Origin of the sequence: Streptomyces sp. NBC_00016 (genome assembly GCF_045040885.1) — a bacterium.
Classification (GTDB): Bacteria; Actinomycetota; Actinomycetes; order Streptomycetales; family Streptomycetaceae; genus Streptomyces; species Streptomyces coriariae.
Window position 1 is genome coordinate 7,544,014 of sequence record NZ_CP108304.1, and the last position, 20,569, is coordinate 7,564,582.

Sequence of the window (20,569 nt, forward strand, 5' to 3'; positions counted from 1 at the left end):
GGGCGCGGGGTGCGGGGTATGGCTCGGGGCGCGCGCTGGGTGCGGGCGCGGGCCGTGCAGGGTGTGGCTCGGGGCGCGCGCTGGGTGCGGGCCGTGCGCTGGTATCTGCGGGAGTTGACCGGGGAGGCGGAGTACGACCGCTACTGCGAGCGGCACCGGCGCCACCACCCGCTCGCACCGATCCCGACCCGGCGCGAGTACCAGACGCTGCGCAGCCGGCACCGCGAGGAACACCCGCAGAGCCGCTGCTGCTGAGCTGCTGAGCTGCCGGGTGGCCGAGTAGGCGGCAGACGTGGGCGGGCTCCCGGGCCTCGCCCGCGCCGGTGTCCGGGCCCGCCGCCCGGGCCCGCCGCCCGGGCCCGCGCCCGTGTCCGCGTGGCGCGGGCGTCAGACCGTCGCCGGCTCGGCCTGCTCCGCCTCTCGTACGGCGGCCTGGGCCCGGTCGCGGGTCTCGCGGCGGACCAGGATCACCCAGCCGACGGGGACGCCCACGGAGAACAGCCACCACTGGATGGCGTACGCGTAGTTGAGGGCCGCGTCCTCGCTGCCGGGCCGGCCGACCAGCTCCGGGCTGTCGCCCTTCGGCTCGGGCGCGGTCTGCGCGATGTAGCCGCCGAGCACCCGCGCGCCGAGCCGCCGGGCCTCCTGCTCGCTGTTGATCAGCATGACCTGCCGGTCCGGCAGTCCCTTGAGGTCCTTGATGCCGCTCGCGGCGGTCGTCTCGTCGGGCATCAGCCGCCCGGTGACGGTGATCCGGCCGGCGGGCGGCGCGGGGACGTCGGGGAACGAGGTCTGACTCGGGGCGTCCGCGGGGATCCAGCCCCGGTCGACCAGCAGCACCTTGCCGTCCGTCAGGACGAACGGGGTGAGGACGTGGAAGCCGACCGTCTCGTCGGCGTTGACCCGGCGCCGGACGACGACTTCGCGCTCGGTGTCGAAGGAGCCGGTGGCGGTGACACTTCGGTACCGCTCGTCGCGGGTGACGGCGTGCCCCGGGGTGGTCAGCGTCTCCACCGGCACCGCCGCGGCGGTCAGCGCGTCGGAGACCAGCTGGTTGCGGGCGGTGCGCTCGTCGTAGCGATGCATCTGCCAGAAGCCCAGCCTGATCATCGTGGGGATGAGGAGGAGGGAGACCAGCGTGAGGATCACCCACTGCCGGGACAACAGGAAGCGGTACACCCCACGACCGTACAACTCGGTCGTGGGGCGCATTCGGCCGGGTACCGGAAGGCGGCGTCCTCGGACGCCGGTCCCCGGAAGCCGCCGGGCCCGCTCACACCTTGTCGACGATGCCCGCCCTGCCCTCCGCGCGGGCGCAGTGCGCACCGCAGTACCAGTGGCCCTCCACCTCGACGCCCTGGCCGATGATCTGCACCCGGCAGTGCTCGCAGATGGGGGCCATGCGGTGGATCGCACAGGAGAAGCAGTCGAAGACGTGGATCGCGCCCTGCGCGTGCACTTCGAAGGTCATTCCGTAGTCATTGCCGCAAACTTCGCATCTCGCCATGCGCCACAGGGTGAGCCGTCACCCGCGCGCGGGCGAGCGGTCGGCGGGCGAGTCGCGCGGCAATCACCCGTACGTACGGGTCACCCATGCGTACGGGTCACTCGCCGGCGGGCTCCACATCCCGCAGGAGTTGCCCGAAGGCGGCCTCGTCCACGACGGGCGTCCCGAACTGGCGTGCCTTCACCACCTTCGAGGTGCCCGAGTCGGGGTCGTTGGTGACCAGCAGGCTGGTCAGCCGGGACAGGCTCGTGGCGACATGCAGCCCCGCCTCGGCGGCGCGGTCCTCCAACAGCTCCCGCTCGACCGACGTGTCGCCCGAGAAGGCGACCCGCATGCCCTGCTTGAGCCTTTTGCCGTCTTCGTACCGGCCGGGGTTGGGATGGGGGCATGCGGGCCTTTTGCGGGACGGCCGCCAACTGCCGGGCCGGTAGCTGCCGTAGCCGCCGCCCGAACCGCTCGCCTGCCGGCCGATCAGGGGCGCGGGCCGGTCGGACCACTCGGTCAGCGGCCGGCACTCGAGCAGCGGCAGCCGGACCCCGCCGGCCGCCGCGGCCCGCAGACTCGGCCGGAACGCCTCCGCGAGCACGCGCGCGTCGTCCAGCGCGTGGTGGGCCCGCTGCTGCACCACACCGAAGTGGGCCGCCAGGGACTCCAGCTTGTGGTTGGGCAGCGGAAGGCCGAGCTCCTTGGAGAGCGCGATGGTGCACAGCCGCTGCCGCACCGGCGCCTCGCGCTCCGCGCGCGCGTACTCCCGCGCGATCATCTGCCAGTCGAAGACCGCGTTGTGCGCGACGAGTACCCGCCCGTCGAGCCGGGCGGCGAACTCGGCGGCCACCTCCTGGAAGAGGGGCGCCCCGTCGAGCACATCGCTCGTCAGACCGTGGATCCACACCGGGCCCGGGTCGCGCTCCGGGTTGACCAGCGTGTACCAGTGGTCCTCCACCTCGCCGCGCGCGTCCAGCCGGTAGACGGCGGCGGAGATGATCCGGTCGTCCCGGGCCAGGCCGGTGGTCTCCACGTCAACGACCGCGTACCCCTGGGGATACGCGGTCGGCCACTCCGTGGGGGAGGACGCTGTCGTCGTGTGGTCTTCGAGCATGGTCATTGAGGATACGGGCCCCCACTGACAGCTTGCGGCACCCGCCCCGAAGAGGGGCCGTGCGAAGCCCTTCGGACCGTACGGGAGTTCGCGGGGCGCACGCGCGCGTGCCTGCGGCCGTCGGCCGATGCCCGGCCAACTCCGACCTGCCGGACGACGGTTCACGCTCCCGCCCACCCGGCCCGTCTCGCCCGCTCCCGCGCCCGCTCCCGCGCCCGCTCCCGCGCCCGCTCCTGCGACGGCGAGCGTCGGTACGGGGCACGCGCCTCCCGGGGTGCCATCCTCCGTGCTGTGACGGAACCCACCCACGCCGAGGCCCACGGGGGCTCGCTCGGATCCCGGCTCAACTGGCTGCGGGCCGCGGTCCTCGGCGCCAACGACGGCATCGTCTCCACCGCAGGCCTCGTCGTCGGTGTGGCCGGCGCGACGGACGACCGCTCGGCCCTGCTGACGGCGGGCCTCGCCGGTCTGCTCGCCGGGTCGATGTCCATGGCGGCGGGGGAGTACGTCTCGGTGTCGACCCAACGGGACTCCGAGAAGGCCGCCCTCGCACTGGAGCGCCGGGAGCTGCGCGAGCAGCCGGAGGCCGAGCTGGCGGAGCTGACCGGACTGCTGGAGGAACGCGGACTGTCCCGGGACGTGGCCCGGGAGGCCGCCGTCCAGCTCACGGAACGGGACGCCCTGAGGGCCCACGCGCGCGTGGAGCTCGGCATCGACCCCGACGACCTCACCAACCCCTGGCACGCGGCCTGGGCCAGCTTCCTCGCCTTCACGGCCGGCGCCCTGCTCCCCCTGCTCGCCATCGTGCTGCCCCCGGCGGACTGGCGCCTCCCGGTGACCGTCGCGTCGGTCCTGGCGGCCCTGGCCGGCACCGGCTGGAGCAGCGCCCGCCTGGGAGCAGCGGCACCGGGCCGCGCGGTCCTGCGCAACGTGGGCGGCGGGGCACTGGCGATGGGGGTGACGTACCTCGTCGGATCGCTGCTGGGGGCAGCGGGGGTGTGAGGGCCGGGACGGAGGCGCGGTGGCAACGCCCGGTGCCCGGTGCCCGGTGCCCGGTGGGTGTGGGCGGGTCTCTGAGGGCGGATCGGCCCGCCGCGACCACCGCGGCTCCCACCGGCGCGTCGGCGGGACCCGCCCGCCGATTGGCGGAGATCGCCAACAAGCAAGCGCGTACCGTCGGTAATACTTGTGGGTAACAACGTCTAGCCGCAGCCCATCAGCCGTTCTACGGTGCCACCATGCCGAACCTGCCCGATGTCGTGCTGTGGTCGATACCCGCGTTCGTGCTGCTCACCGTGGTCGAGGTGATCAGCGTCCGGCTCCATCCCGACGAGGATGCGGCCGGGTACGAGACGAAGGACGCCGCGACGAGCGTCGGCATGGGGCTCGGGAGTCTCGTGTTCGACTTCGTGTGGAAGATCCCGATCGTCGCGATCTACACGGCGATCTACGAGCTGACCCCGCTCCGTGTCCCGGTCCTGTGGTGGACGCTCCCGCTGATGCTGCTCGCGCAGGACTTCTTCTACTACTGGTCCCACCGCGGCCACCACGTCATCCGCGTGCTGTGGGCCTGTCACGTCGTCCACCACTCCAGCGAGAGGTTCAACCTCACCACCGCCCTGCGCCAGCCCTGGACCACGCTGACCGTCTGGCCGTTCTACGTCCCGCTCATCGCCCTCGGCGTCCACCCGGCCGCGCTCGCGTTCTGCTCCTCGGCCAACCTCGTCTACCAGTTCTGGATCCACACCGAGCGGATCGACAGGATGCCCCGGTGGTTCGAGTTCGTGTTCAACACGCCCTCCCATCACCGCGTCCACCATGCCTCCCAGGGCGGCTATCTGGACCGCAACTTCGGCGGCATCCTCATCGTCTGGGACCGGCTCTTCGGGTCGTTCGTGCCCGAGGTCACCCGGCCCGTCTACGGGTTGACCAAGAACATCAACACGTTCAACCCGATCAAGGTGGCCACGCACGAGTACGTCGCGATCGTCAAGGACGTGAAGGCGGCGAGCAGTTGGCGCGAGCGGACGGGACGCGTGTTCCGCGGGCCCGGCTGGCAGCCCGCGTCCGCGCCGGCACCCTCGACAGCCGCCGCCACCACGGCCGCCGCCACCACAGCCACGCCCACCACGGCCGAGGAGACCACGGCCGCGTGACCCGCTCCCGCGTCCTCCTCGGTCTGTTCGCCCTCGCCGCGGCCGTCGACCTGCTCAGCCTCGCGGCCGGCTCCGACGCCGGGCACACGGTGGCCAAGCCTCTTCTGATGCCCCTCCTGGCCGCCTGGGCGGCCTCGCGGGGCGCGCCCCGGCTCCTGGTCGCCGCCCTTCTGTGCGGCTGGGGCGGCGACACCCTGCTGCTGCTCGACGCCGACCCCGCCTTCCTCGCCGGCATGGCGTCCTTCGCCGCAGGTCACGTCTGCTACCTGGCGCTGTTCGCCCGCATCGGCCGACCCCACGCGCGCGGCGCCCTCCTCGCCCCCTGCTACGCCACCGCCCTGATCGCCACCGTCGCCCTGCTGTGGCCCGACCTCCCAGCGGACCTGCGCCTCCCCGTCGCCGTCTACAGCACCCTGCTCACCGCCATGGCGTACTTCGCCGCCACCCGGCTCGGTCCGGTCGCCGGTGCCGGTGGCGCGCTGTTCCTGCTCTCCGACACCCTCATCGCCACCGGCGTCGCCGACTGGCCGCAGGCTCCGCGTCCCGACCTGTGGATCATGCTCACCTACATCGCCGCACAGGTCCTGCTGGTCCTGGGCGCAACAAGCCGCCGCCACCCGACAGTTGACCCAAGGCCCTTGATCCTCAACCCTTGATCGGCAGCGGCAACGCCGTCAACAGCCCCGACACCGCGACCACCACCCCCAGCGCGACGATCTCCACGCGCGCGGGGGAACAGGCGGCCAGCGGGTCGGGGGACTGGCGCAGCCGGGTCCGCGCCCACAGGGCGAGCAGGGCGACCGCGCCCACGACAAGCACCTTGGCGAGCAGCACGCGCCCGTACGCCGTCGTCGTCAGCTGACCGAGCACCGCCTCCGACGGCATCCGGCGCAGCGAACTGAACAGCCCGGTCGTGGTGACCCCGGCGAACAGAACGGCCGCCACGCGCGCGTAGAGCCCCAGCAGCGCGGCGCCCGCCTCGCTGTCGCCCCACCCGCGCAGCGTGCGGAGCACGTTCAGCAGTCCGCCGGCCCACAGCGCCGAGCACGTCAGATGCACCACCGTCAGCGCGGAGCCGATCAGTGGCGTGGACTCGGTCGGCGGATGCGCGCGCAGCGCCTCCGCCAGGATCACCGCGGCGAGCGGCCACGCCTGACGGTTCGGCCGGCGCGTGAGCGCGCACAGTCCCGCCACGGCGAACGCGACCGCCTCCAGCAGCGCGAGAACGCCGCCCCGCGAGCCATGGCCGTGCGGCGCCAGCTCACCGGCGGCCGCCGCGGCCGAGAATCCCACGACCGCCGCGTACGGCGCCCAGCCGACCGGTCGGCCGGGCGGGGCGCCCGGCACCCACCGGGTGAGAACGGCCGCGAACAGCTCGCCCACCTGCACGCACAGCGCCGCGAACAGCAGCACCCGCAGCAGCGCCACCACGCCGGAGTCCGCGGTCGCGGTCTCCGCGGTGCCGTGCGCGGCGACGGAGGGCCCGAGCAGCGGGATCAGGGCCGCGAGCCCCACCAGGACGACCAGCGCCACCGCCCGGCCCCGGCCGGTACGGCGTACGGATTCGGTCGCGTCGGTCGCGTCGGTCGGTCGTATGAGGGCCATGCCAGGATCTTCACCATCCCCAGCAAATCCGGGCAACTCATTCTGAACCGGTCAGGTGGATCCGGTGTCGGCACGGGAGCCGGTCGTCCGGGGGCTCAGAGCCAGCGCGCCGGATCGGCTCCCCAAGGCCCCGGCGGCCGTGCCCAGTCGCCCGGCCCACCGTCGAACGACACCGGTGGAAGGGCGTGGCGCAGCCGCCCGAGAGGGCTGTCGGTCTCCGCGAGCCGGCGGCCGGGGTCGACGCTCCCGCCCCCGCTCACCTGCCGTTCCTGCGCCTTGGTCATCCCTTTGCCCTCCCCTTCGTCCATCCGGACTCCCTCGGTGAGCCACGCCGCGGTCCGGGCCAGCGCCGACCGTACGAACCGGCTGCCGCCGTCGTACGACTGCTCGGTCAGCGCCCGCAGCACGGCCGCCGCCAGCAGATAGCCGGTGCCGTGGTCGAGGGCCTGTGCGGGCAGCGCGCCCGGCCGTCCGGCGGAGCCCTCGACGGTCGCGATGCCGGTGGCCACCTGGACCAGGCTGTCGAAGCCGCGCCGCCCGCCCCACGGCCCGTACGCGCCCCACGCCGACACCTGCGCCACGACGAGCCCGGGCCGACGCTCGGCCAGCGCCTCCGGGGAGAGTCCGAACCGGTCCAGGGCGCCCGGCCGGTAGCCGGTGACCACGACATCCGCCGTCGCGAGCAATTCCTCGAAGGTGCGCCGGTCCGTCGTCAGGTCCAGCAGCGTCGAGCGCTTGCCGAAACCCGTGTCGGCGTGCTGGTCGGGCAGCTCGGACAGATGAGGTGCGTCGACCCGCAGGACGTCCGCGCCCAGCAGGGCGAGGGTGCGAGTGGCGACCGGCCCGGCCAGGACCCGGGTCAGGTCCAGGACGCGCAGTCCGGCGGCGGGCAGCAGTGGGCCGCCCTCCAGCGGCGCGAAGGTACGCACGCGTGCCTCGTCCGACCGGCCCCGCTCCACCAGGGGGCGAGCGGCGATCAGGGCCGCCTGCTCCTGGGCCGCCCACTCCTCGGGCGTGCGCGACGCGACGGCCAGGCCCCCGGCCGCGTACACCGTGTCCTCCACCTCCAGGGCGGAGCGCTCCGCGAGCGAAGCCTCGACGGCGGCCGCGTCGGCGTCCTCCGGCAGCGCCAGGGCCCCGAGCAACCGCACGCGGTGGTGAGGGTAGTTGGCGTGGGTGCGCACCCATCCGTCGGCCGTCCGCCACAACCGTGACAGCGGGGCGAAGGTGACCGGCGCCCGCCCGTCGACCAGCAGCTGCCGCTCGCTGGCGAACGCGGTGCCCACCGCCGCGTCGTCCACCCGCACCCCGGGCACCTCCGGGAGGTCGGCCCGCCGCGCCGCCAGTTCGGCGCCGGCCAGCGCGCACACGCCCACACAGGCGCGCGCCAGCTCCCGCACCGGAAGACGCGCCGGGAGGGCGCCCTCCCGGACGACGGTCGACACGCGCGCGAGGAGGGCGGGATCGCCGCCCAGCTCCGACCAGGCAAACTTGATTCCAGTCATGACTGCACTATGCATTATTGATTCAATCAATATGTGCGTCGAGGGTGCACGCGGGAGGCGCGACGACATGCACCGCCCGTCGGCCCGCCGGCACATCTGCATACCCGCGCACACGCACGAAGGGCCGGGCGGATGTCCGCCCGGCCCTTCAACCGCCTGTCAGACGACTACTTCACGGCACGCAGCGCGTTCACGACGCCGAAGCCGAAGAAGCCGTTGAGGCGCTTGCCGCCCACGCAGGTCGCGTCCACGACCCCGTTGCCGTCGCCGTCGTACGGCTCGGTCGGGCACGCCGTGCTGTCGGCCTGGAGCTTGAGCAGCGCCTGGAGCTGGGCCGGGCTCGCGTGCGGGTGGGTCGACTTCAGCAGCGCGGCCACACCGGCGACGTGCGGGGACGCCATCGAGGTGCCCTGGAGGAAGCCGTACGTGTTGTTCGGCAGCGTCGACAGGATGCGGCCGTTGGCGGACGGGGTGTCCGGTATCTGGTACTTGTCGCCGCCCGGAGCCGCGACGTCGATCGCGCCCAGGCCGTACGTGGAGTAGTACGACTTGGTGCCCTTGACGCCCGTCGCGCTCACCGTGACGACACCCGGCAGCTGGGTCGGGACGTCGAAGCACTCGTGCGGGTCGACGGTCCGCTCGACCGGCGTGGAGTCGTCCGGGCTCGAGGCGTCGACCAGGGAGTCGGAGTCCAGGTCGTGGTTGGAGTTGCCCGCCGAGGCGACGTTGAGCGTGCCCTTCTTCTGGGCGTACAGCTGGGCCCTGTTGACCGCGTCGACGATCGCCTTCTGGTCGGGGTCGTCCATGCAGTTGTACAGCCACGGGTCGACGTAGTAGCTGTTGTTCGTGACCTCGACGCCGTGGTCGGCGGCGAACACGAAGGCGCAGACGACGTTCTCCGGGTAGAAGAGGCCGTCCTTGGGGTCGCTCACCTTGATGCCGGCGACCTTCACGCCGGGCGCGACGCCCGCCACACCGATGCCGTTGCGGGCCGCGGCGATCTCACCCGCGACATGGGTGCCGTGGTAGTCGTCCGCGGTGTAGGGGCGCCAGGCACCCTCGCTGGTGTCCGCGACGCCGCCGACGCAGTTCGCCGACTGGGACGCGGAGAAGTTCGGCGCGAGGTCCGGGTGGGTGTCGTCGACGCCGGTGTCGATCACAGCGACCGTCACCTTCTTGCTGCCCGGGTTGATCCCGGCGGCCTTGTCGGCGCCGATCGCGCGCAGGTCCCACTGGTCGGCCTCGAGCGGCTCGCTCTGGCCCGCCGCGTCGGACGCCTTCGCGATCTTCGCGGCCTCCGCCTTGGAGAGGACCTGCGCGGCCCCCTCGTCGGTGGTGCCCGCGGCGCTGAGCGGCGCGGTACGGGTCGCACCCGCCGACTGCACGCCGCGTACCGCGCGTATCTGCGGCCCGAAGTCGGGGTTCGCCGAATGGACGACGAGGACGCCGATCTTCTCGTACGCCGCGACGACGGTGCCGCCGGCCGCGGCGATCGCCTTCTTCACCGACCCGATCGTGCGGTGGTCCACCTTCGTGTTGACGACGTACGCCAGGGTTCCGGCATCGGCCGTCCGGGTGGCGGAAGTCGTGACGGGTGCCGCGGAGGCCGCCGTCGGCAGGAAGCCGAGGGAAGCGGTCAGCGACAGCACGACGGGCACCGCGAGCGCGAGGCGGCGTCTGGAAGGCAGATGAGCCATGGGGTCTCCACATCATCCGGAAACGGGACCTGACCCAGGCGCAGGTGCTGCGTGGGCAGGTACATGACGGGTGGTGCTTGCCCGAAGCTATCTCCCTGACTCACCGGCCAGCAATGACTTCCAGGCGGCGAGTTTGCCGACCCATGACCTGATGCTGCCCCCGCTCGTTGGTCATGACCTGCCGAAGGCCACTTCGACAAACCCGCCCGACGCGTTGAACCCGTCCCTGTGCGGCGCCGTGACCTTGGGCAGGGAGCGAGAGGACACTCGCCTCCTTTCGCCGTCCGACCCGCATCCGCAACGAGGAGACTTCGTGGCCACCGAGACACCGCCCCCCTCGAAATCCCCAACCCAACTCCCGTCCACCGAGGAGTTCGTCGCGGTGCAGGAGAGCGCGGAGTTCGGTGAACTGCGCAGCTCCTACCGCAGCTTCGCCTTCCCGCTCACGGTCGCCTTCATCGCCTGGTACCTGCTGTACGTCCTGCTGTCCAACTACGCGGGCGACTTCATGGGCACCAAGCTCTTCGGCAACTTCAACGTGGCCATGGCCCTCGGCCTCGCCCAGTTCCTCACCACCTTCCTCATCGCCTGGTGGTACGCGCGGACCGCCGCCGCACGGTTCGACCCCAAGGCCGAGGCCATCAAGTCCCGGATGGAGGGCGGAGCATGAGCCCCGCACAGCACACCCTGCTCGCCGCGGGCGAGGCCAGCGAGCACCGCACGCTGATCATCATCCTGTTCTCGGTGTTCGTCGCCGCGACCCTCGTCATCACCGTCTGGGCCGGCCGCCAGACCAAGGACGCCGCCGACTTCTACGCCGGCGGCCGCCAGTTCACCGGCTTCCAGAACGGCCTCGCCGTCTCCGGTGACTACATGTCCGCCGCGTCCTTCCTCGGCATCGCGGGCGCCATCGCCCTCTTCGGCTACGACGGCTTCCTGTACTCCATCGGCTTCCTGGTCGCCTGGCTGGTCGCCCTGCTCCTGGTCGCCGAGCCGCTGCGCAACTCCGGCCGCTACACGATGGGCGACGTCCTGGCGTACCGCATGCGCCAGCGGCCGGTCCGCACGGCGGCCGGCACCTCCACCATCGTGGTGTCGATCTTCTACCTGCTGGCCCAGATGGCGGGCGCGGGCGTCCTGGTCTCGCTGCTGCTGGGCATCACCAGTGACAGCGGCAAGATCGGCATCGTCGCGCTGGTCGGCGTACTGATGATCGTCTACGTGACGATCGGCGGCATGAAGGGCACCACCTGGGTCCAGATGGTCAAGGCGGTCCTGCTCATCGCCGGCGCCCTCCTGCTCACCTTCCTGGTCCTGCTGAAGTTCGACTTCAACCTCTCCGACCTGCTGGGCTCGGCCGCCGACAACAGCGGCAAGGGCGCGGCCTTCCTGGAGCCCGGCCTGAAGTACGGCGCCACCGGCACCACGAAACTGGACTTCATCTCGCTCGGCATCGCCCTGGTCCTGGGCACCGCGGGCCTGCCGCACATCCTGATCCGCTTCTACACCGTGCCCACCGCCAAGGCCGCCCGTAAGTCGGTCCTCTGGGCCATCGGCCTGATCGGCGCCTTCTACCTGATGACCCTCGCCCTCGGCTTCGGCGCCGCCGCGCTGATCAAGCCGGACGAGATCACCGCCTCCAACAAGGCAGGCAACACCGCGGCGCCCCTGCTCGCCCTCCATCTCGGCGGCGTCGACTCCAACTGGGGCGCGATCCTGCTGGCCACCATCTCGGCGGTCGCCTTCGCGACCATCCTCGCGGTCGTCGCGGGCCTCACCCTGGCATCGTCCTCGTCGTTCGCCCACGACATCTACGCCAACGTCATCAAGAAGGGCACCGCCACCGAGAAGCAGGAGATCAACGCGGCCCGCTACGCCACCGTGGGCATCGGCGCGGTCTCCATCCTCCTGGGCGCCCTCGCCCGCGACCTGAACGTCGCCGGCCTGGTCGCCCTCGCCTTCGCGGTCGCCGCCTCCGCCAACCTCCCGACGATCCTCTACAGCCTCTTCTGGAAGCGGTTCACCACCTCCGGAGCCCTGTGGTCGATCTACGGCGGCCTGGTCACCGCGGTCGGCCTGGTGCTGTTCTCGCCGGTCGTCTCGGGCAAGCCCACCTCGATGTTCCCGGACGTCGACTTCCACTGGTTCCCGCTGGAGAACCCCGGCATCATCTCGATCCCGGTCGGCTTCCTGCTGGGTGTCGTAGGCACCCTGCTGTCGAAGGAGGAGCCCGACAAGGGGAAGTTCGCCGAGCTGGAGGTCCGCTCCCTGACCGGCACCGGAGCCCACTGAGCAACCGCTGACCGTCCCGCCCCCGCGGCCGCGTCGTAGATCTCTACGACGCGGCCGCGTTCCGCTCCGTGGGATCTCGTGGGATCGGGCCCTGTTGTTGTCACCGGTGTCACGTAGGCTCGCAGGGGACGGGAAAGAACACGCGATCGCTACGAGGGAGGGGGCCCACGTGCTCATCGACACCTATGGCCGAGTGGCCACCGACCTGAGGGTCTCGCTGACGGACCGGTGCAACCTTCGCTGTACGTACTGCATGCCCGAGGAGGGCCTGCAGTGGCTGTCCAAGCCCGATCTGCTCGACGACGACGAGATCGTCCGCCTGATCGGCATAGCGGTCTCCACGCTCGGCATCGAGGAGGTCCGCTTCACCGGAGGCGAGCCCCTGCTGCGTCCGGGTCTGGTCGGCATCGTCGAGCGGGTCGCGGCCCTGACCCCCCGCCCCCAGATGTCCCTCACGACGAACGGCATCGGCCTGCGCCGTACCGCCACCGCCCTCAAGGCGGCGGGCCTGGACCGGGTCAACGTCTCCCTCGACACCCTGCGGCCCGACGTCTTCAAGACCCTCACCCGCAGGGACCGTCACAAGGACGTCCTCGAAGGCCTCGAAGCCGCCCGTGAGGCAGGCCTGACGCCGGTGAAGGTCAACTCGGTCCTGATGCCCGACCTGAACGAGGACGAGGCCCCCGACCTCCTCGCCTGGGCCGTCGAGCACGACTACGAGCTGCGTTTCATCGAGCAGATGCCGCTGGACGCCCAGCACGGCTGGAAGCGCGAGGGCATGGTCACGGCCGGCGACATCCTGGCCTCCCTGCGCACCCGCTTCGACCTCACCGCCGAGGGCGAGGGAGAGCGCGGCTCCGCTCCGGCCGAACGCTGGCTGGTGGACGGCGGCCCGCACCGGGTGGGCGTCATCGCCTCCGTCACCCGCCCGTTCTGCGCCGCCTGCGACCGCACCCGCCTCACGGCCGACGGTCAGGTCCGCACCTGCCTCTTCGCCCGCGAGGAGACGGACCTGCGAGCGGCCCTGCGCTCCGGCGCACCCGACGAGGAGATAGCCCGTATCTGGCGACTGGCGATGTGGGGCAAGAAGGCGGGCTCGGGCCTGGACGACCCGACGTTCCTCCAGCCGGACCGGCCGATGTCGGCGATCGGCGGCTAGGAAGCCTCCGGGGACTCCCACTCGGTCAGCAGGACGACGTCCTTGAGGAAGCCCCGGACGCCGAGGAACTGCGACAGATGCTCCCGGTGCTCCTCGCACGCGAGCCATGTCTTGCGCCGCTCCGGCGTGTGCAGCTTCGGGTTGTTCCACGCCAGTACCCACACCGCGTCGACACGGCAGCCCTTGGCGGAACAGATCGGGGTCTCGTCACTCACAGGTTTGTCTCACCACACGCACACAAAGGCGACGCCGAGCAGCCACGGGGGGAGCTGCCCGGCGTCGGTCCGTCGCTCCGACGGGGGATGCGGAGCGCGTACGAAGTATGTCATGGCTCACGGTCCGCACGGCACTGGAACAACATGATTGATCTGAGCTTTTCCTGAGCTTGGAGCACAGTCCGCCCATGGCCTGTTCACGGCTGACGCTCAGCCGGATCGGGCTGCGGTTCCTTCCGGCGGGGTTCCGCGAAGCCCTCCTCTTCCGGCACCGAGTCCACGGATTCACCCTCGGCCCGCGGCGGGGCGATCATGGTTCGCACCGGCACCGTCAGGAAAGTGGAGGGCAGCGAAGGCACGTTCTCCCGCCCCGCGTTGGCGATCACCACCGAGATGTAGGGGAGCACCACTCCCAGGACCAACGCCACGATCGCCACATGGCGTTCCACGTTCCACAAGGTCGCCGCGAGGATCACCGAGAGCGTACGGATCGACATCGAGATGATGTACCGCCGTTGCCGGCCCCGCACGTCGTCCTGGAGTCCCTGGCGCGCACCGGTGATCCGGAACACCTGGACGTTGCCGCCGCCACCCTGCTTCCGCATCACATTCCACCGTCCGCCCGCATCGGCCTTGCCCAGGCCCCTCTCCGGCCGGCACCCGATCGGGGAACCGGGCCCGGACACCGTCCACGTTACGCCGCGACTGCGCCGCCTTCGAGACCGGGTCACCTGCCGCCCGGGCGAACGTTCTGCGCCGTGCCGCGTATGGCCGCACCCGACATGCGCCGTACGGCGGGCAGACCGAGACTTGGGGGCAATGCTCACGTAGAGCCGTACAAGGAGGCAGCCATGGGCTGGTTGTGGGCCATCATCGTGGGATTCGTGCTGGGCCTGATCGCGAAGGCGATCCTCCCGGGCAAGCAGCACAGTCCGCTCTGGCTGACCACCATTTTCGGCATGCTGGGTGCGATCGTGGGCAACGCGATCGCCCGCGCGGCAGGGGTCGAGGAGACTTCCGGCATCGACTGGAGCCGCCACCTGTTCCAGCTGATCGCCGCGATCATCATCGTCGCCCTCGGCGACATGCTCTACATGGCGACGCTGGGCAAGCGGAAGACCCACGCCTGAGCCGACGCCCGGGAGGGGCGCGGGAAACCGCGCGACAAGCCACGACGAAAGCCGTGGCCGGCAGAAACCCGCACCCCTACGGCGCACCCCCTACGCGCGACCCGTAGAGCGAAAGCGCGGCACTCAGACGTCGGTGACCTCGACGGCGGCCAGGTTCTTCTTGCCGCGCCGCAGCACCAGCCACCGCCCGTGGATGAGCTCGTCCTTCGCCGGGACGGCGTCCTCCGCGGTGACCTTGACGTTGTTCACGTAGGCCCCGCCCTCCTTCACGGTCCGCCGCGCGGCGGACTTGCTGGCCACCAGGCCGACCTCGGCGAACAGGTCCACGACCGGTCCGAGTTCGGTGACCTGGATGTGCGGCACCTCGGAGAGGGCCGCGGCCAGCGTCCGGTCGTCGAGCTCGCCGAGCTCGCCCTGGCCGAAGAGGGCCTTGGACGCGGCGACCACGGCGGCCGTCTGGTCGGCGCCGTGCACCAGCGTCGTCAGCTCCTCGGCCAGCGCGCGCTGAGCGGCCCGGGCCTGCGGACGCTCCTCGGTCTGCCGCTCCAGCTCCTCGATCTCGTCATGGGACCTGAAGCTGAAGATGCGCAGGAACTTCGACACGTCCCGGTCGTCCGCGTTCAGCCAGAACTGGTAGAAGGCGTACGGCGTGGTCATCTCGGGGTCGAGCCAGATCGTGCCGGACTCCGTCTTGCCGAACTTGGTGCCGTCCGCCTTGGTGATCAGCGGGGTGGCCAGCGCGTGCACCACGGCGTCGGACTCCACCCGGTGGATCAGGTCGGTGCCCGAGGTGAGGTTGCCCCACTGGTCGCTGCCGCCGGTCTGGAGCGTGCAGCCGTGCCGCCGGTACAGCTCCAGGAAGTCCATCCCCTGGAGGATCTGGTAGCTGAACTCGGTGTAGCCGATGCCCGCCTCGGAGTTGAGCCGCCGGGAGACGGCCTCCTTGGCGATCATCTTGTTGACGCGGAAGTGCTTGCCGACGTCCCGCAGGAACTCGATGGCCGACAGGCCCTGCGTCCAGTCCAGGTTGTTGACCATGACCGCCGCGTGCGGGCCGTCGAAGTCGAGCAGCGGCGCGATCTGCGCACGCAGCCGCTCGACCCACTGGGCGACGACCTCGGGCGAGTTCAGCGTCCGCTCCGCGGTGGGCTTCGGGTCGCCGATCAGCCCGGTGGCGCCCCCGACCAGACCCAGCGGACGGTTGCCCGCCTGCTGGATCCTGCGCATCGTCAGGATCTGCACGAGGTTGCCGAGGTGCAGGCTGGGCGCGGTCGGGTCGAAGCCGCAATAGAACGTGACGGGACCGTCCGCGAACGCCTTGCGCAATGCGTCCTCGTCAGTGGAGAGGGCGATCAGCCCGCGCCACTGCAGTTCGTCGACGATGTCCGTCACGGTTCTCATATCTCCTTGATGATCTTCAGACTGTGTTCGGGCGGTCGAGCGACCACCGGCTACGAGGTTATACGCCCTGACTGACAGAGCTCATATTGAAGTCCGGCACCCTCAGCGCGGGCATCGCAGCCCTAGTGAACCAGTCGCTCCACTCCCGGGGCAGCGTCTTTTCCGTGCGCCCCGCCTCCGTCGCCCGCCCCAGCAGGCCGACCGGCGACTCGTTGAACCGGAAGTTGTTCACCTCGCCGACCACCTCGCCGTTCTCCACCAGGTAGACGCCGTCCCGGGTCAGGCCGGTGAGGAGCAGCGTCGCCGGGTCGACCTCGCGGATGTACCACAGGCAGGTGAGCAGCAGCCCGCGTCCGGTGGCCGCGACCATCTCCTCCAGGGAGCGGTCCTCGCCGCCGTCCAGGATCAGGTTGTCGGCCCCGGGGGCCACCGGCAGGCCGGTCAGGGCCGCGCTGTGCCGGGTGGTCGTCAGGCGCTTCAGCTCGCCCGCGGAGATCCACTCGGTGGGCCGCACGGGCAGGCCGTTGTCGAAGACCGACTGGTCGCCGCCGGAGGAGTGCGCGATGACGAACGGCGGCGCCTCCAGACCCGGCTCGTTCGGGTCGCTGCGCAGGGTCAGCGGCAGGTCGGACAGCTTCTCCCCGAGCCGGGTGCCGCCGCCGGGCTGGGAGAACACCGTCCGGCCCTCGGTGGCGTCCCGGCCGGACGCCGACCACAGCTGGTAGATCATCAGGTCGGCCACCGCGGTCGGCGGCAGCAGCGTCTCGTACCGCCCGGCGGGCAGCTCGATCCGCCGCTCCGCCCAGCCCAGCCGTACGGCCAGCTCGGCGTCGAGCGCCGCCGGGTCGACGTCCTTGAAGTCCCGGGTGGAGCGCCCGGCCCACGCCGAGCGGGTCCGGTCCGGGGACTTGGCGTTGAGCTCCAGCGTTCCGTTCGGCTGGTCGTGCCGCAGCCGCAGTCCGGTCGACGTGCCCAGGTACGTCGAGACGAGCTCGTGGTTGGCGAACCCGTACAGCTCGCGACCCCCCGCACGCGCGCGTGCGAACGCCTCACCCAGGGCGGGCGCGAAGTCGGCGAACACCGCCGACGAGGTTTCCGCGGGCGCCTCGGTGAACTCGGGGGACCGGGCCACGTCGGCGACCAGCGGCTGCGCGTCCTCGGCGGGGGCCGCGCCCCGCGCGGCGGCCTCGGCGGCGCGGACCAGGGGCTCCAGCTCGTCCTTGGTGACGGCGGCCCGCGAGACGACACCGGAGGCGGTGCCCTCCTTGCCGTCGACCGTGGCGATCACGGTGAGCGTGCGCCCGCGCGTGACGCCGTTGGTCGTGAGCGCGTTGCCGGCCCAGCGCAGGTTCGCCGTGGACTGTTCGTCGGCGATCACGACACAGCCGTCGGCCCGCGACAGTTCGAGGGCGCGCTCGACGATCTCGTGCGGCTGCTGCGCCTTGTTGGTGCCCGCGCTCATCGACCGGCCTCCTGCGTGGTGTTCAGAATGTTGACGCCCTTGAAGAGGGCCGACGGGCAGCCGTGCGACACCGCCGCGACCTGGCCCGGCTGGGCCTTTCCGCAGTTGAAGGCGCCGCCGAGGACGTACGTCTGCGGGCCGCCGACCGCCGCCATCGACCCCCAGAAGTCGGTGGTCGTCGCCTGGTAGGCCACGTCCCGCAGCTGGCCGGTGATCCGTCCGTTCTCGATCCGGAAGAACCGCTGCCCGGTGAACTGGAAGTTGTAGCGCTGCATGTCGATGGACCAGGACCGGTCGCCGACGACGTAGATGCCCCGGTCGACGCTGCCGATGAGACCTTCGGTCGACATCCCGGCCGGATCCGGCCGCAACGACACGTTGGCCATGCGCTGCACCGGGACATGGCCGGGGGAGTCGGCGAAGGCGCACCCGTTGGACCGCTCGAACCCGGTCAGCTTCGCGATCCGCCGGTCCAGCTGGTAGCCGACGAGCGTGCCGTCCTTCACGAGGTCCCAGGACTGGCCCTCGACGCCCTCGTCGTCGTAGCCGACGGTCGCCAGGCCGTGCTCGGCGGTGCGGTCGCCCGTGACGTTCATCAGGTCCGAGCCGTAGCGCAGTTTGCCGAGCTGGTCGAAGGTGGCGAAGGAGGTGCCGGCGTAGGCGGCCTCGTAGCCGAGGGCCCGATCCAGCTCGGTGGCGTGCCCGATGGACTCGTGGATGGTCAGCCACAGGTTCGACGGGTCGACGACCAGGTCGTACAGCCCCGGCTCGACGCTCGGCGCCCGCATCTTCTCGGCGAGCAGCTCCGGGATCCGGTCGAGCTCGTCGTCCCAGTCCCACCCGGTGCCCGTGAGGTACTCCCAGCCGCGTCCGGCGGGCGGCGCGATCGTGCGCATCGAGTCGAACTCGCCGCTCGACTCGTCGACCGACACCGCGGTCAGTGCCGGGTGCAGCCGCACCCGCTGCTGGGTGGTCACCGTCCCGGCCGTGTCGGCGTAGAACTTGTTCTCGTGGACGGTGAGCAGCGAGGCGTCCACGTGGTTGATCCCGTTCGCCGCCAGCAGCCGCGCGCTCCAGTCCGCGAGCAGCGCCGCCTTCTCCTCGTCCGGCACCGTGAACGGGTCGATCTCGTAGGACGAGATCCACGTCCTGTCGGCGTGCACCGGCTCGTCGGCCAGTTCCACCCTCTCGTCCGAACCGGCCGCCTTGATCACCTGGGCGGACAGCTTGGCCATCGCCACGGCCTGCGAGGCGACCCGGGCCGCGGCGTCCATCGTGAGATCCACGCCGGACGCGAACCCCCACGTACCGCCGTGCACCACCCGCACCGCGTACCCGAGGTCGGTCGTGTCGGAGGACCCGGAGGGCTTGGCGTCCCGCAACCGCCAGGACGCGCTGCGCACCCGCTCGAACCGGAAGTCCGCGTGCTCCGCCCCCAGCGCACGCGCGCGTGCGAGAGCGGCGTCGGCGAGGGCGCGTAGGGGTAGGGCCGTGAAACTTTCATCGATGCTGTGGGGCACCTACGTCTCTCCCTGGTGTCGTCGTGTGAAGGCCTCGATCATGTCGCGCCCGGCAGCCCCGGACCACACGTTTCCGCCCCGCTTCCGCAAACTTTCTGTAGAGACCCCACAGTCAGTCCGGTGAGCCACTGTCGGTGCCCGAATGTCCGTCGGACGAGGCAGACCGATAGGTTTCGAGGGAAGCCACCTGCCGTTCCGTGTTCGGGCGGGTGCGTCAGACCCCTATCGAAAGGGTGATCCGTTGAGCCGCTCGGTTCTCGTCACCGGAGGAAACCGGGGCATCGGCCTCGCCATCGCCCGCGCGTTCGCCGATGCCGGCGACAAGGTCGCGATCACGTACCGCTCGGGCGAGCCACCGGCCGGCTTCTTCGCGGTCAAGTGCGACATCACCGACTCCGAGCAGGTGGAGCAGGCCTACAAGGAGATCGAGGCCGAGCACGGCCCCGTCGAGGTTCTGATCGCCAACGCCGGCGTCACCAAGGACCAGCTCCTGATGCGCATGTCCGAGGAGGACTTCACCTCGGTCATCGACACCAACCTCACGGGCACCTTCCGCGTGGTCAAGCGCGCGAACCGCGCCATGCTGCGCGCCAAGAAGGGCCGTGTCGTCCTGATCTCCTCGGTCGTGGGCCTGCTCGGCTCCGCCGGGCAGGCGAACTACGCCGCCTCCAAGGCCGCCCTGGTCGGCTTCGCGCGTTCCCTCGCCCGTGAGCTGGGATCGCGCAACATCACCTTCAACGTCGTCGCGCCCGGCTTCGTCGACACCGACATGACCAAGGTGCTCACCGACGAGCAGCGCGCGGGCATCGTCTCGCAGGTCCCGCTCGGCCGGTACGCGCAGCCGGAGGAGATCGCCGCGACGGTGCGGTTCCTCGCCTCGGACGACGCCTCGTACATCACTGGAGCCGTCATTCCCGTTGACGGCGGACTGGGAATGGGTCACTGATCACCATGAGCGGAATTCTCGAGGGCAAGCGCGTCCTGATCACCGGCGTGCTGCTGGAGTCCTCCATCGCCTTCCACACCGCCAAGCTGGCCCAGGAGCAGGGTGCCGAGATCATCCTGACCGCGTTCCCGCGGCCCACGCTGACCGAGCGCATCGCCAAGAAGCTGCCGAAGCCCACCAAGGTCATCGAGCTCGACGTGACGAACGACGAGCACCTCGGCCGGCTGGCCGACATCGTCGGCGAGGAGCTCGGCGGTCTCGACGGCGTCGTGCACTCCATCGGCTTCGCGCCGCAGGACGCCATGGGCGGCAACTTCCTCAACACGCCGTTCGAGTCGGTCGCCACGGCCATGCACGTCTCGGCGTTCTCCCTGAAGTCGCTCACCATGGCCTGTCTGCCGCTGATGCAGAACGGCGGCTCGGTCGTCGGCCTCACCTTCGACGCCTCGTTCGCCTGGCCGCAGTACGACTGGATGGGCCCCGCCAAGGCGGCCCTGGAGGCCACCAGCCGCTACATGGCGCGTGACCTGGGCAAGCAGAACATCCGCTGCAACCTGGTCTCCGCCGGTCCCATCGGTTCCATGGCGGCCAAGTCCATCCCGGGCTTCTCCGAGCTGGCCTCCGTGTGGGACGACCGCTCCCCGCTGGAGTGGGACCTCAACGACCCCGGCCCGGCCGGCCGCGGTGTGGTCGCCCTGCTGAGCGACTGGTTCCCGAAGACCACCGGCGAGATCGTGCACGTCGACGGTGGCCTGCACGCCATCGGAGCCTGATCACCGACACGCCGTAGACGCCCCGTTCCCCCGCTCGCGCGCGGGGAGCGGGGCGTCACCCGTTCGGCTCATCCGGCCAGGCGGGGGAGTGCCCCGGCAAGG

The 20,569-nt window shown here is 71.2% G+C and carries 21 protein-coding genes; 10 read left to right on the top strand and 11 right to left on the bottom strand.

Translation table 11 applies throughout. From position 1 onward, the window contains the following. Positions 1 to 18 precede the first annotated feature (18 nt). Positions 19 to 255, top strand: a complete 237-nt coding sequence (locus OG933_RS33340) for a YbdD/YjiX family protein (RefSeq protein ID WP_405630563.1) — start codon at positions 19 to 21, stop codon at positions 253 to 255. Between the two features lie 132 nt (positions 256 to 387). On the opposite strand, the gene OG933_RS33345 is transcribed toward OG933_RS33340, so the two are convergent. The 3 genes from OG933_RS33345 to OG933_RS33355 all read right to left on the bottom strand — a co-directional run bounded on the left by OG933_RS33345 (position 388) and on the right by OG933_RS33355 (position 2,606). Further along, the gene (locus OG933_RS33345) at positions 388 to 1,179 is read right to left on the bottom strand and encodes an SURF1 family protein (protein WP_405630565.1); all 792 of its coding nucleotides are present in this window, start codon (positions 1,177 to 1,179) and stop codon (positions 388 to 390) included. A 94-nt stretch (positions 1,180 to 1,273) separates the two neighbouring features. After that, positions 1,274 to 1,507, bottom strand: a complete 234-nt coding sequence (locus tag OG933_RS33350; RefSeq protein ID WP_078615750.1) for a hypothetical protein — start codon at positions 1,505 to 1,507, stop codon at positions 1,274 to 1,276. Positions 1,508 to 1,604: 97 nt separating this feature from the next. Further along, on the bottom strand, positions 1,605 to 2,606 hold the full coding sequence (locus OG933_RS33355; protein WP_054239251.1) for a DEDDh family exonuclease: 1,002 nt from the start codon (positions 2,604 to 2,606) through the stop codon (positions 1,605 to 1,607). A 291-nt stretch (positions 2,607 to 2,897) separates the two neighbouring features. On the opposite strand from OG933_RS33355, the gene OG933_RS33360 reads away from it, so the two are divergent. The 3 genes from OG933_RS33360 to OG933_RS33370 all read left to right on the top strand — a co-directional run bounded on the left by OG933_RS33360 (position 2,898) and on the right by OG933_RS33370 (position 5,418). Further along, on the top strand, positions 2,898 to 3,608 hold the full coding sequence (locus OG933_RS33360) for a VIT family protein (RefSeq protein ID WP_362520842.1): 711 nt from the start codon (positions 2,898 to 2,900) through the stop codon (positions 3,606 to 3,608). Positions 3,609 to 3,844: 236 nt separating this feature from the next. Further along, complete coding sequence (locus tag OG933_RS33365; protein ID WP_362520845.1) at positions 3,845 to 4,762, top strand: sterol desaturase family protein; 918 nt, start codon at positions 3,845 to 3,847, stop codon at positions 4,760 to 4,762. After that, the gene (locus OG933_RS33370; protein WP_362520848.1) at positions 4,759 to 5,418 is read left to right on the top strand and encodes a lysoplasmalogenase; all 660 of its coding nucleotides are present in this window, start codon (positions 4,759 to 4,761) and stop codon (positions 5,416 to 5,418) included. The genes OG933_RS33365 and OG933_RS33370 overlap by 4 nt, the downstream gene beginning before the upstream one ends. Here the strand turns inward: OG933_RS33370 and OG933_RS33375 are convergent. The 3 genes from OG933_RS33375 to OG933_RS33385 form a co-directional block, all read right to left on the bottom strand. Then, a complete protein-coding gene (locus OG933_RS33375; RefSeq protein ID WP_405630567.1) occupies positions 5,408 to 6,367 on the bottom strand; it encodes a CopD family protein in 960 nt (319 codons plus the stop codon). The genes OG933_RS33370 and OG933_RS33375 overlap by 11 nt on opposite strands. Positions 6,368 to 6,462: 95 nt before the next feature. Further along, positions 6,463 to 7,872, bottom strand: a complete 1,410-nt coding sequence (locus OG933_RS33380; RefSeq protein WP_405630570.1) for a CoA transferase — start codon at positions 7,870 to 7,872, stop codon at positions 6,463 to 6,465. Between the two features lie 167 nt (positions 7,873 to 8,039). Next, positions 8,040 to 9,569 (bottom strand): S8 family serine peptidase, encoded by a 1,530-nt coding sequence (locus OG933_RS33385; protein WP_362520856.1) that lies wholly within the window; start codon positions 9,567 to 9,569, stop codon positions 8,040 to 8,042. Positions 9,570 to 9,882: 313 nt separating this feature from the next. Here OG933_RS33385 and OG933_RS33390 point away from each other — a divergent pair, with 313 nt between their 5' ends. From OG933_RS33390 to moaA, 3 genes are all read left to right on the top strand, one after another. Further along, entirely contained in the window at positions 9,883 to 10,239 is a 357-nt protein-coding gene (locus OG933_RS33390; RefSeq protein ID WP_362520858.1) for a DUF485 domain-containing protein, read from the top strand. Further along, positions 10,236 to 11,861, top strand: coding sequence for a cation acetate symporter (locus OG933_RS33395; RefSeq protein WP_362520860.1), 1,626 nt, complete (start codon positions 10,236 to 10,238; stop codon positions 11,859 to 11,861). Before OG933_RS33390 ends, OG933_RS33395 begins: the two co-directional genes overlap by 4 nt. Positions 11,862 to 12,030: 169 nt before the next feature. After that, positions 12,031 to 13,020, top strand: coding sequence for a GTP 3',8-cyclase MoaA (gene moaA / locus OG933_RS33400; protein ID WP_362520863.1), 990 nt, complete (start codon positions 12,031 to 12,033; stop codon positions 13,018 to 13,020). Here the strand turns inward: moaA and OG933_RS33405 are convergent. Both OG933_RS33405 and OG933_RS33410 read right to left on the bottom strand, forming a co-directional pair. Further along, the gene (locus OG933_RS33405) at positions 13,017 to 13,235 is read right to left on the bottom strand and encodes a hypothetical protein (RefSeq protein WP_054239261.1); all 219 of its coding nucleotides are present in this window, start codon (positions 13,233 to 13,235) and stop codon (positions 13,017 to 13,019) included. The genes moaA and OG933_RS33405 overlap by 4 nt on opposite strands. Before the next feature lie 197 nt (positions 13,236 to 13,432). Continuing rightward, the gene (locus tag OG933_RS33410; protein ID WP_405630573.1) at positions 13,433 to 13,840 is read right to left on the bottom strand and encodes a DUF3099 domain-containing protein; all 408 of its coding nucleotides are present in this window, start codon (positions 13,838 to 13,840) and stop codon (positions 13,433 to 13,435) included. A 246-nt stretch (positions 13,841 to 14,086) separates the two neighbouring features. Here OG933_RS33410 and OG933_RS33415 point away from each other — a divergent pair, with 246 nt between their 5' ends. Next, on the top strand, positions 14,087 to 14,365 hold the full coding sequence (locus OG933_RS33415; protein WP_020130406.1) for a GlsB/YeaQ/YmgE family stress response membrane protein: 279 nt from the start codon (positions 14,087 to 14,089) through the stop codon (positions 14,363 to 14,365). 123 nt (positions 14,366 to 14,488) lie between these two features. On the opposite strand, the gene tyrS is transcribed toward OG933_RS33415, so the two are convergent. From tyrS to OG933_RS33430, 3 genes are all read right to left on the bottom strand, one after another. Continuing rightward, entirely contained in the window at positions 14,489 to 15,757 is a 1,269-nt protein-coding gene (gene tyrS / locus OG933_RS33420) for a tyrosine--tRNA ligase (protein ID WP_362520951.1), read from the bottom strand. Positions 15,758 to 15,824: 67 nt separating this feature from the next. Beyond that, positions 15,825 to 17,228, bottom strand: coding sequence for a metallopeptidase TldD-related protein (locus OG933_RS33425; protein ID WP_362520869.1), 1,404 nt, complete (start codon positions 17,226 to 17,228; stop codon positions 15,825 to 15,827). Beyond that, positions 17,225 to 18,748 (bottom strand): TldD/PmbA family protein, encoded by a 1,524-nt coding sequence (locus OG933_RS33430; RefSeq protein ID WP_020130403.1) that lies wholly within the window; start codon positions 18,746 to 18,748, stop codon positions 17,225 to 17,227. The genes OG933_RS33425 and OG933_RS33430 overlap by 4 nt, the downstream gene beginning before the upstream one ends. Positions 18,749 to 18,989: 241 nt before the next feature. Between OG933_RS33430 and fabG the strand changes: the two genes are divergently transcribed. Together fabG and fabI are read left to right on the top strand one after the other, a co-directional pair. Then, on the top strand, positions 18,990 to 19,694 hold the full coding sequence (gene fabG / locus OG933_RS33435) for a 3-oxoacyl-[acyl-carrier-protein] reductase (protein WP_020130402.1): 705 nt from the start codon (positions 18,990 to 18,992) through the stop codon (positions 19,692 to 19,694). A 5-nt stretch (positions 19,695 to 19,699) separates the two neighbouring features. Then, positions 19,700 to 20,467 carry an enoyl-ACP reductase FabI gene (fabI, locus tag OG933_RS33440; protein ID WP_020130401.1) on the top strand — a complete coding sequence of 256 codons (768 nt, stop codon included), beginning with the start codon at positions 19,700 to 19,702 and terminating at the stop codon, positions 20,465 to 20,467. The last annotated feature ends 102 nt before the right edge of the window (positions 20,468 to 20,569 follow it).

What these genes read in the sequence shown, in the direction of transcription:
- fabI (WP_020130401.1), top strand. Translation starts at nt 19,700, where the DNA reads ATGAGCGGAATTCTCGAGGGCAAGCGCGTCCTGATCACCGGCGTGCTG.
- OG933_RS33410 (WP_405630573.1), bottom strand. Translation starts at nt 13,840, where the DNA reads ATGCGGAAGCAGGGTGGCGGCGGCAACGTCCAGGTGTTCCGGATCACC.
- OG933_RS33350 (WP_078615750.1), bottom strand. Translation starts at nt 1,507, where the DNA reads ATGGCGAGATGCGAAGTTTGCGGCAATGACTACGGAATGACCTTCGAA.
- OG933_RS33375 (WP_405630567.1), bottom strand. Translation starts at nt 6,367, where the DNA reads ATGGCCCTCATACGACCGACCGACGCGACCGACGCGACCGAATCCGTA.
- OG933_RS33415 (WP_020130406.1), top strand. Translation starts at nt 14,087, where the DNA reads ATGGGCTGGTTGTGGGCCATCATCGTGGGATTCGTGCTGGGCCTGATC.
- OG933_RS33425 (WP_362520869.1), bottom strand. Translation starts at nt 17,228, where the DNA reads ATGAGCGCGGGCACCAACAAGGCGCAGCAGCCGCACGAGATCGTCGAG.
- OG933_RS33380 (WP_405630570.1), bottom strand. Translation starts at nt 7,872, where the DNA reads ATGACTGGAATCAAGTTTGCCTGGTCGGAGCTGGGCGGCGATCCCGCC.
- OG933_RS33395 (WP_362520860.1), top strand. Translation starts at nt 10,236, where the DNA reads ATGAGCCCCGCACAGCACACCCTGCTCGCCGCGGGCGAGGCCAGCGAG.
- OG933_RS33365 (WP_362520845.1), top strand. Translation starts at nt 3,845, where the DNA reads ATGCCGAACCTGCCCGATGTCGTGCTGTGGTCGATACCCGCGTTCGTG.
- OG933_RS33385 (WP_362520856.1), bottom strand. Translation starts at nt 9,569, where the DNA reads ATGGCTCATCTGCCTTCCAGACGCCGCCTCGCGCTCGCGGTGCCCGTC.
- OG933_RS33355 (WP_054239251.1), bottom strand. Translation starts at nt 2,606, where the DNA reads ATGCTCGAAGACCACACGACGACAGCGTCCTCCCCCACGGAGTGGCCG.
- OG933_RS33340 (WP_405630563.1), top strand. Translation starts at nt 19, where the DNA reads ATGGCTCGGGGCGCGCGCTGGGTGCGGGCGCGGGCCGTGCAGGGTGTG.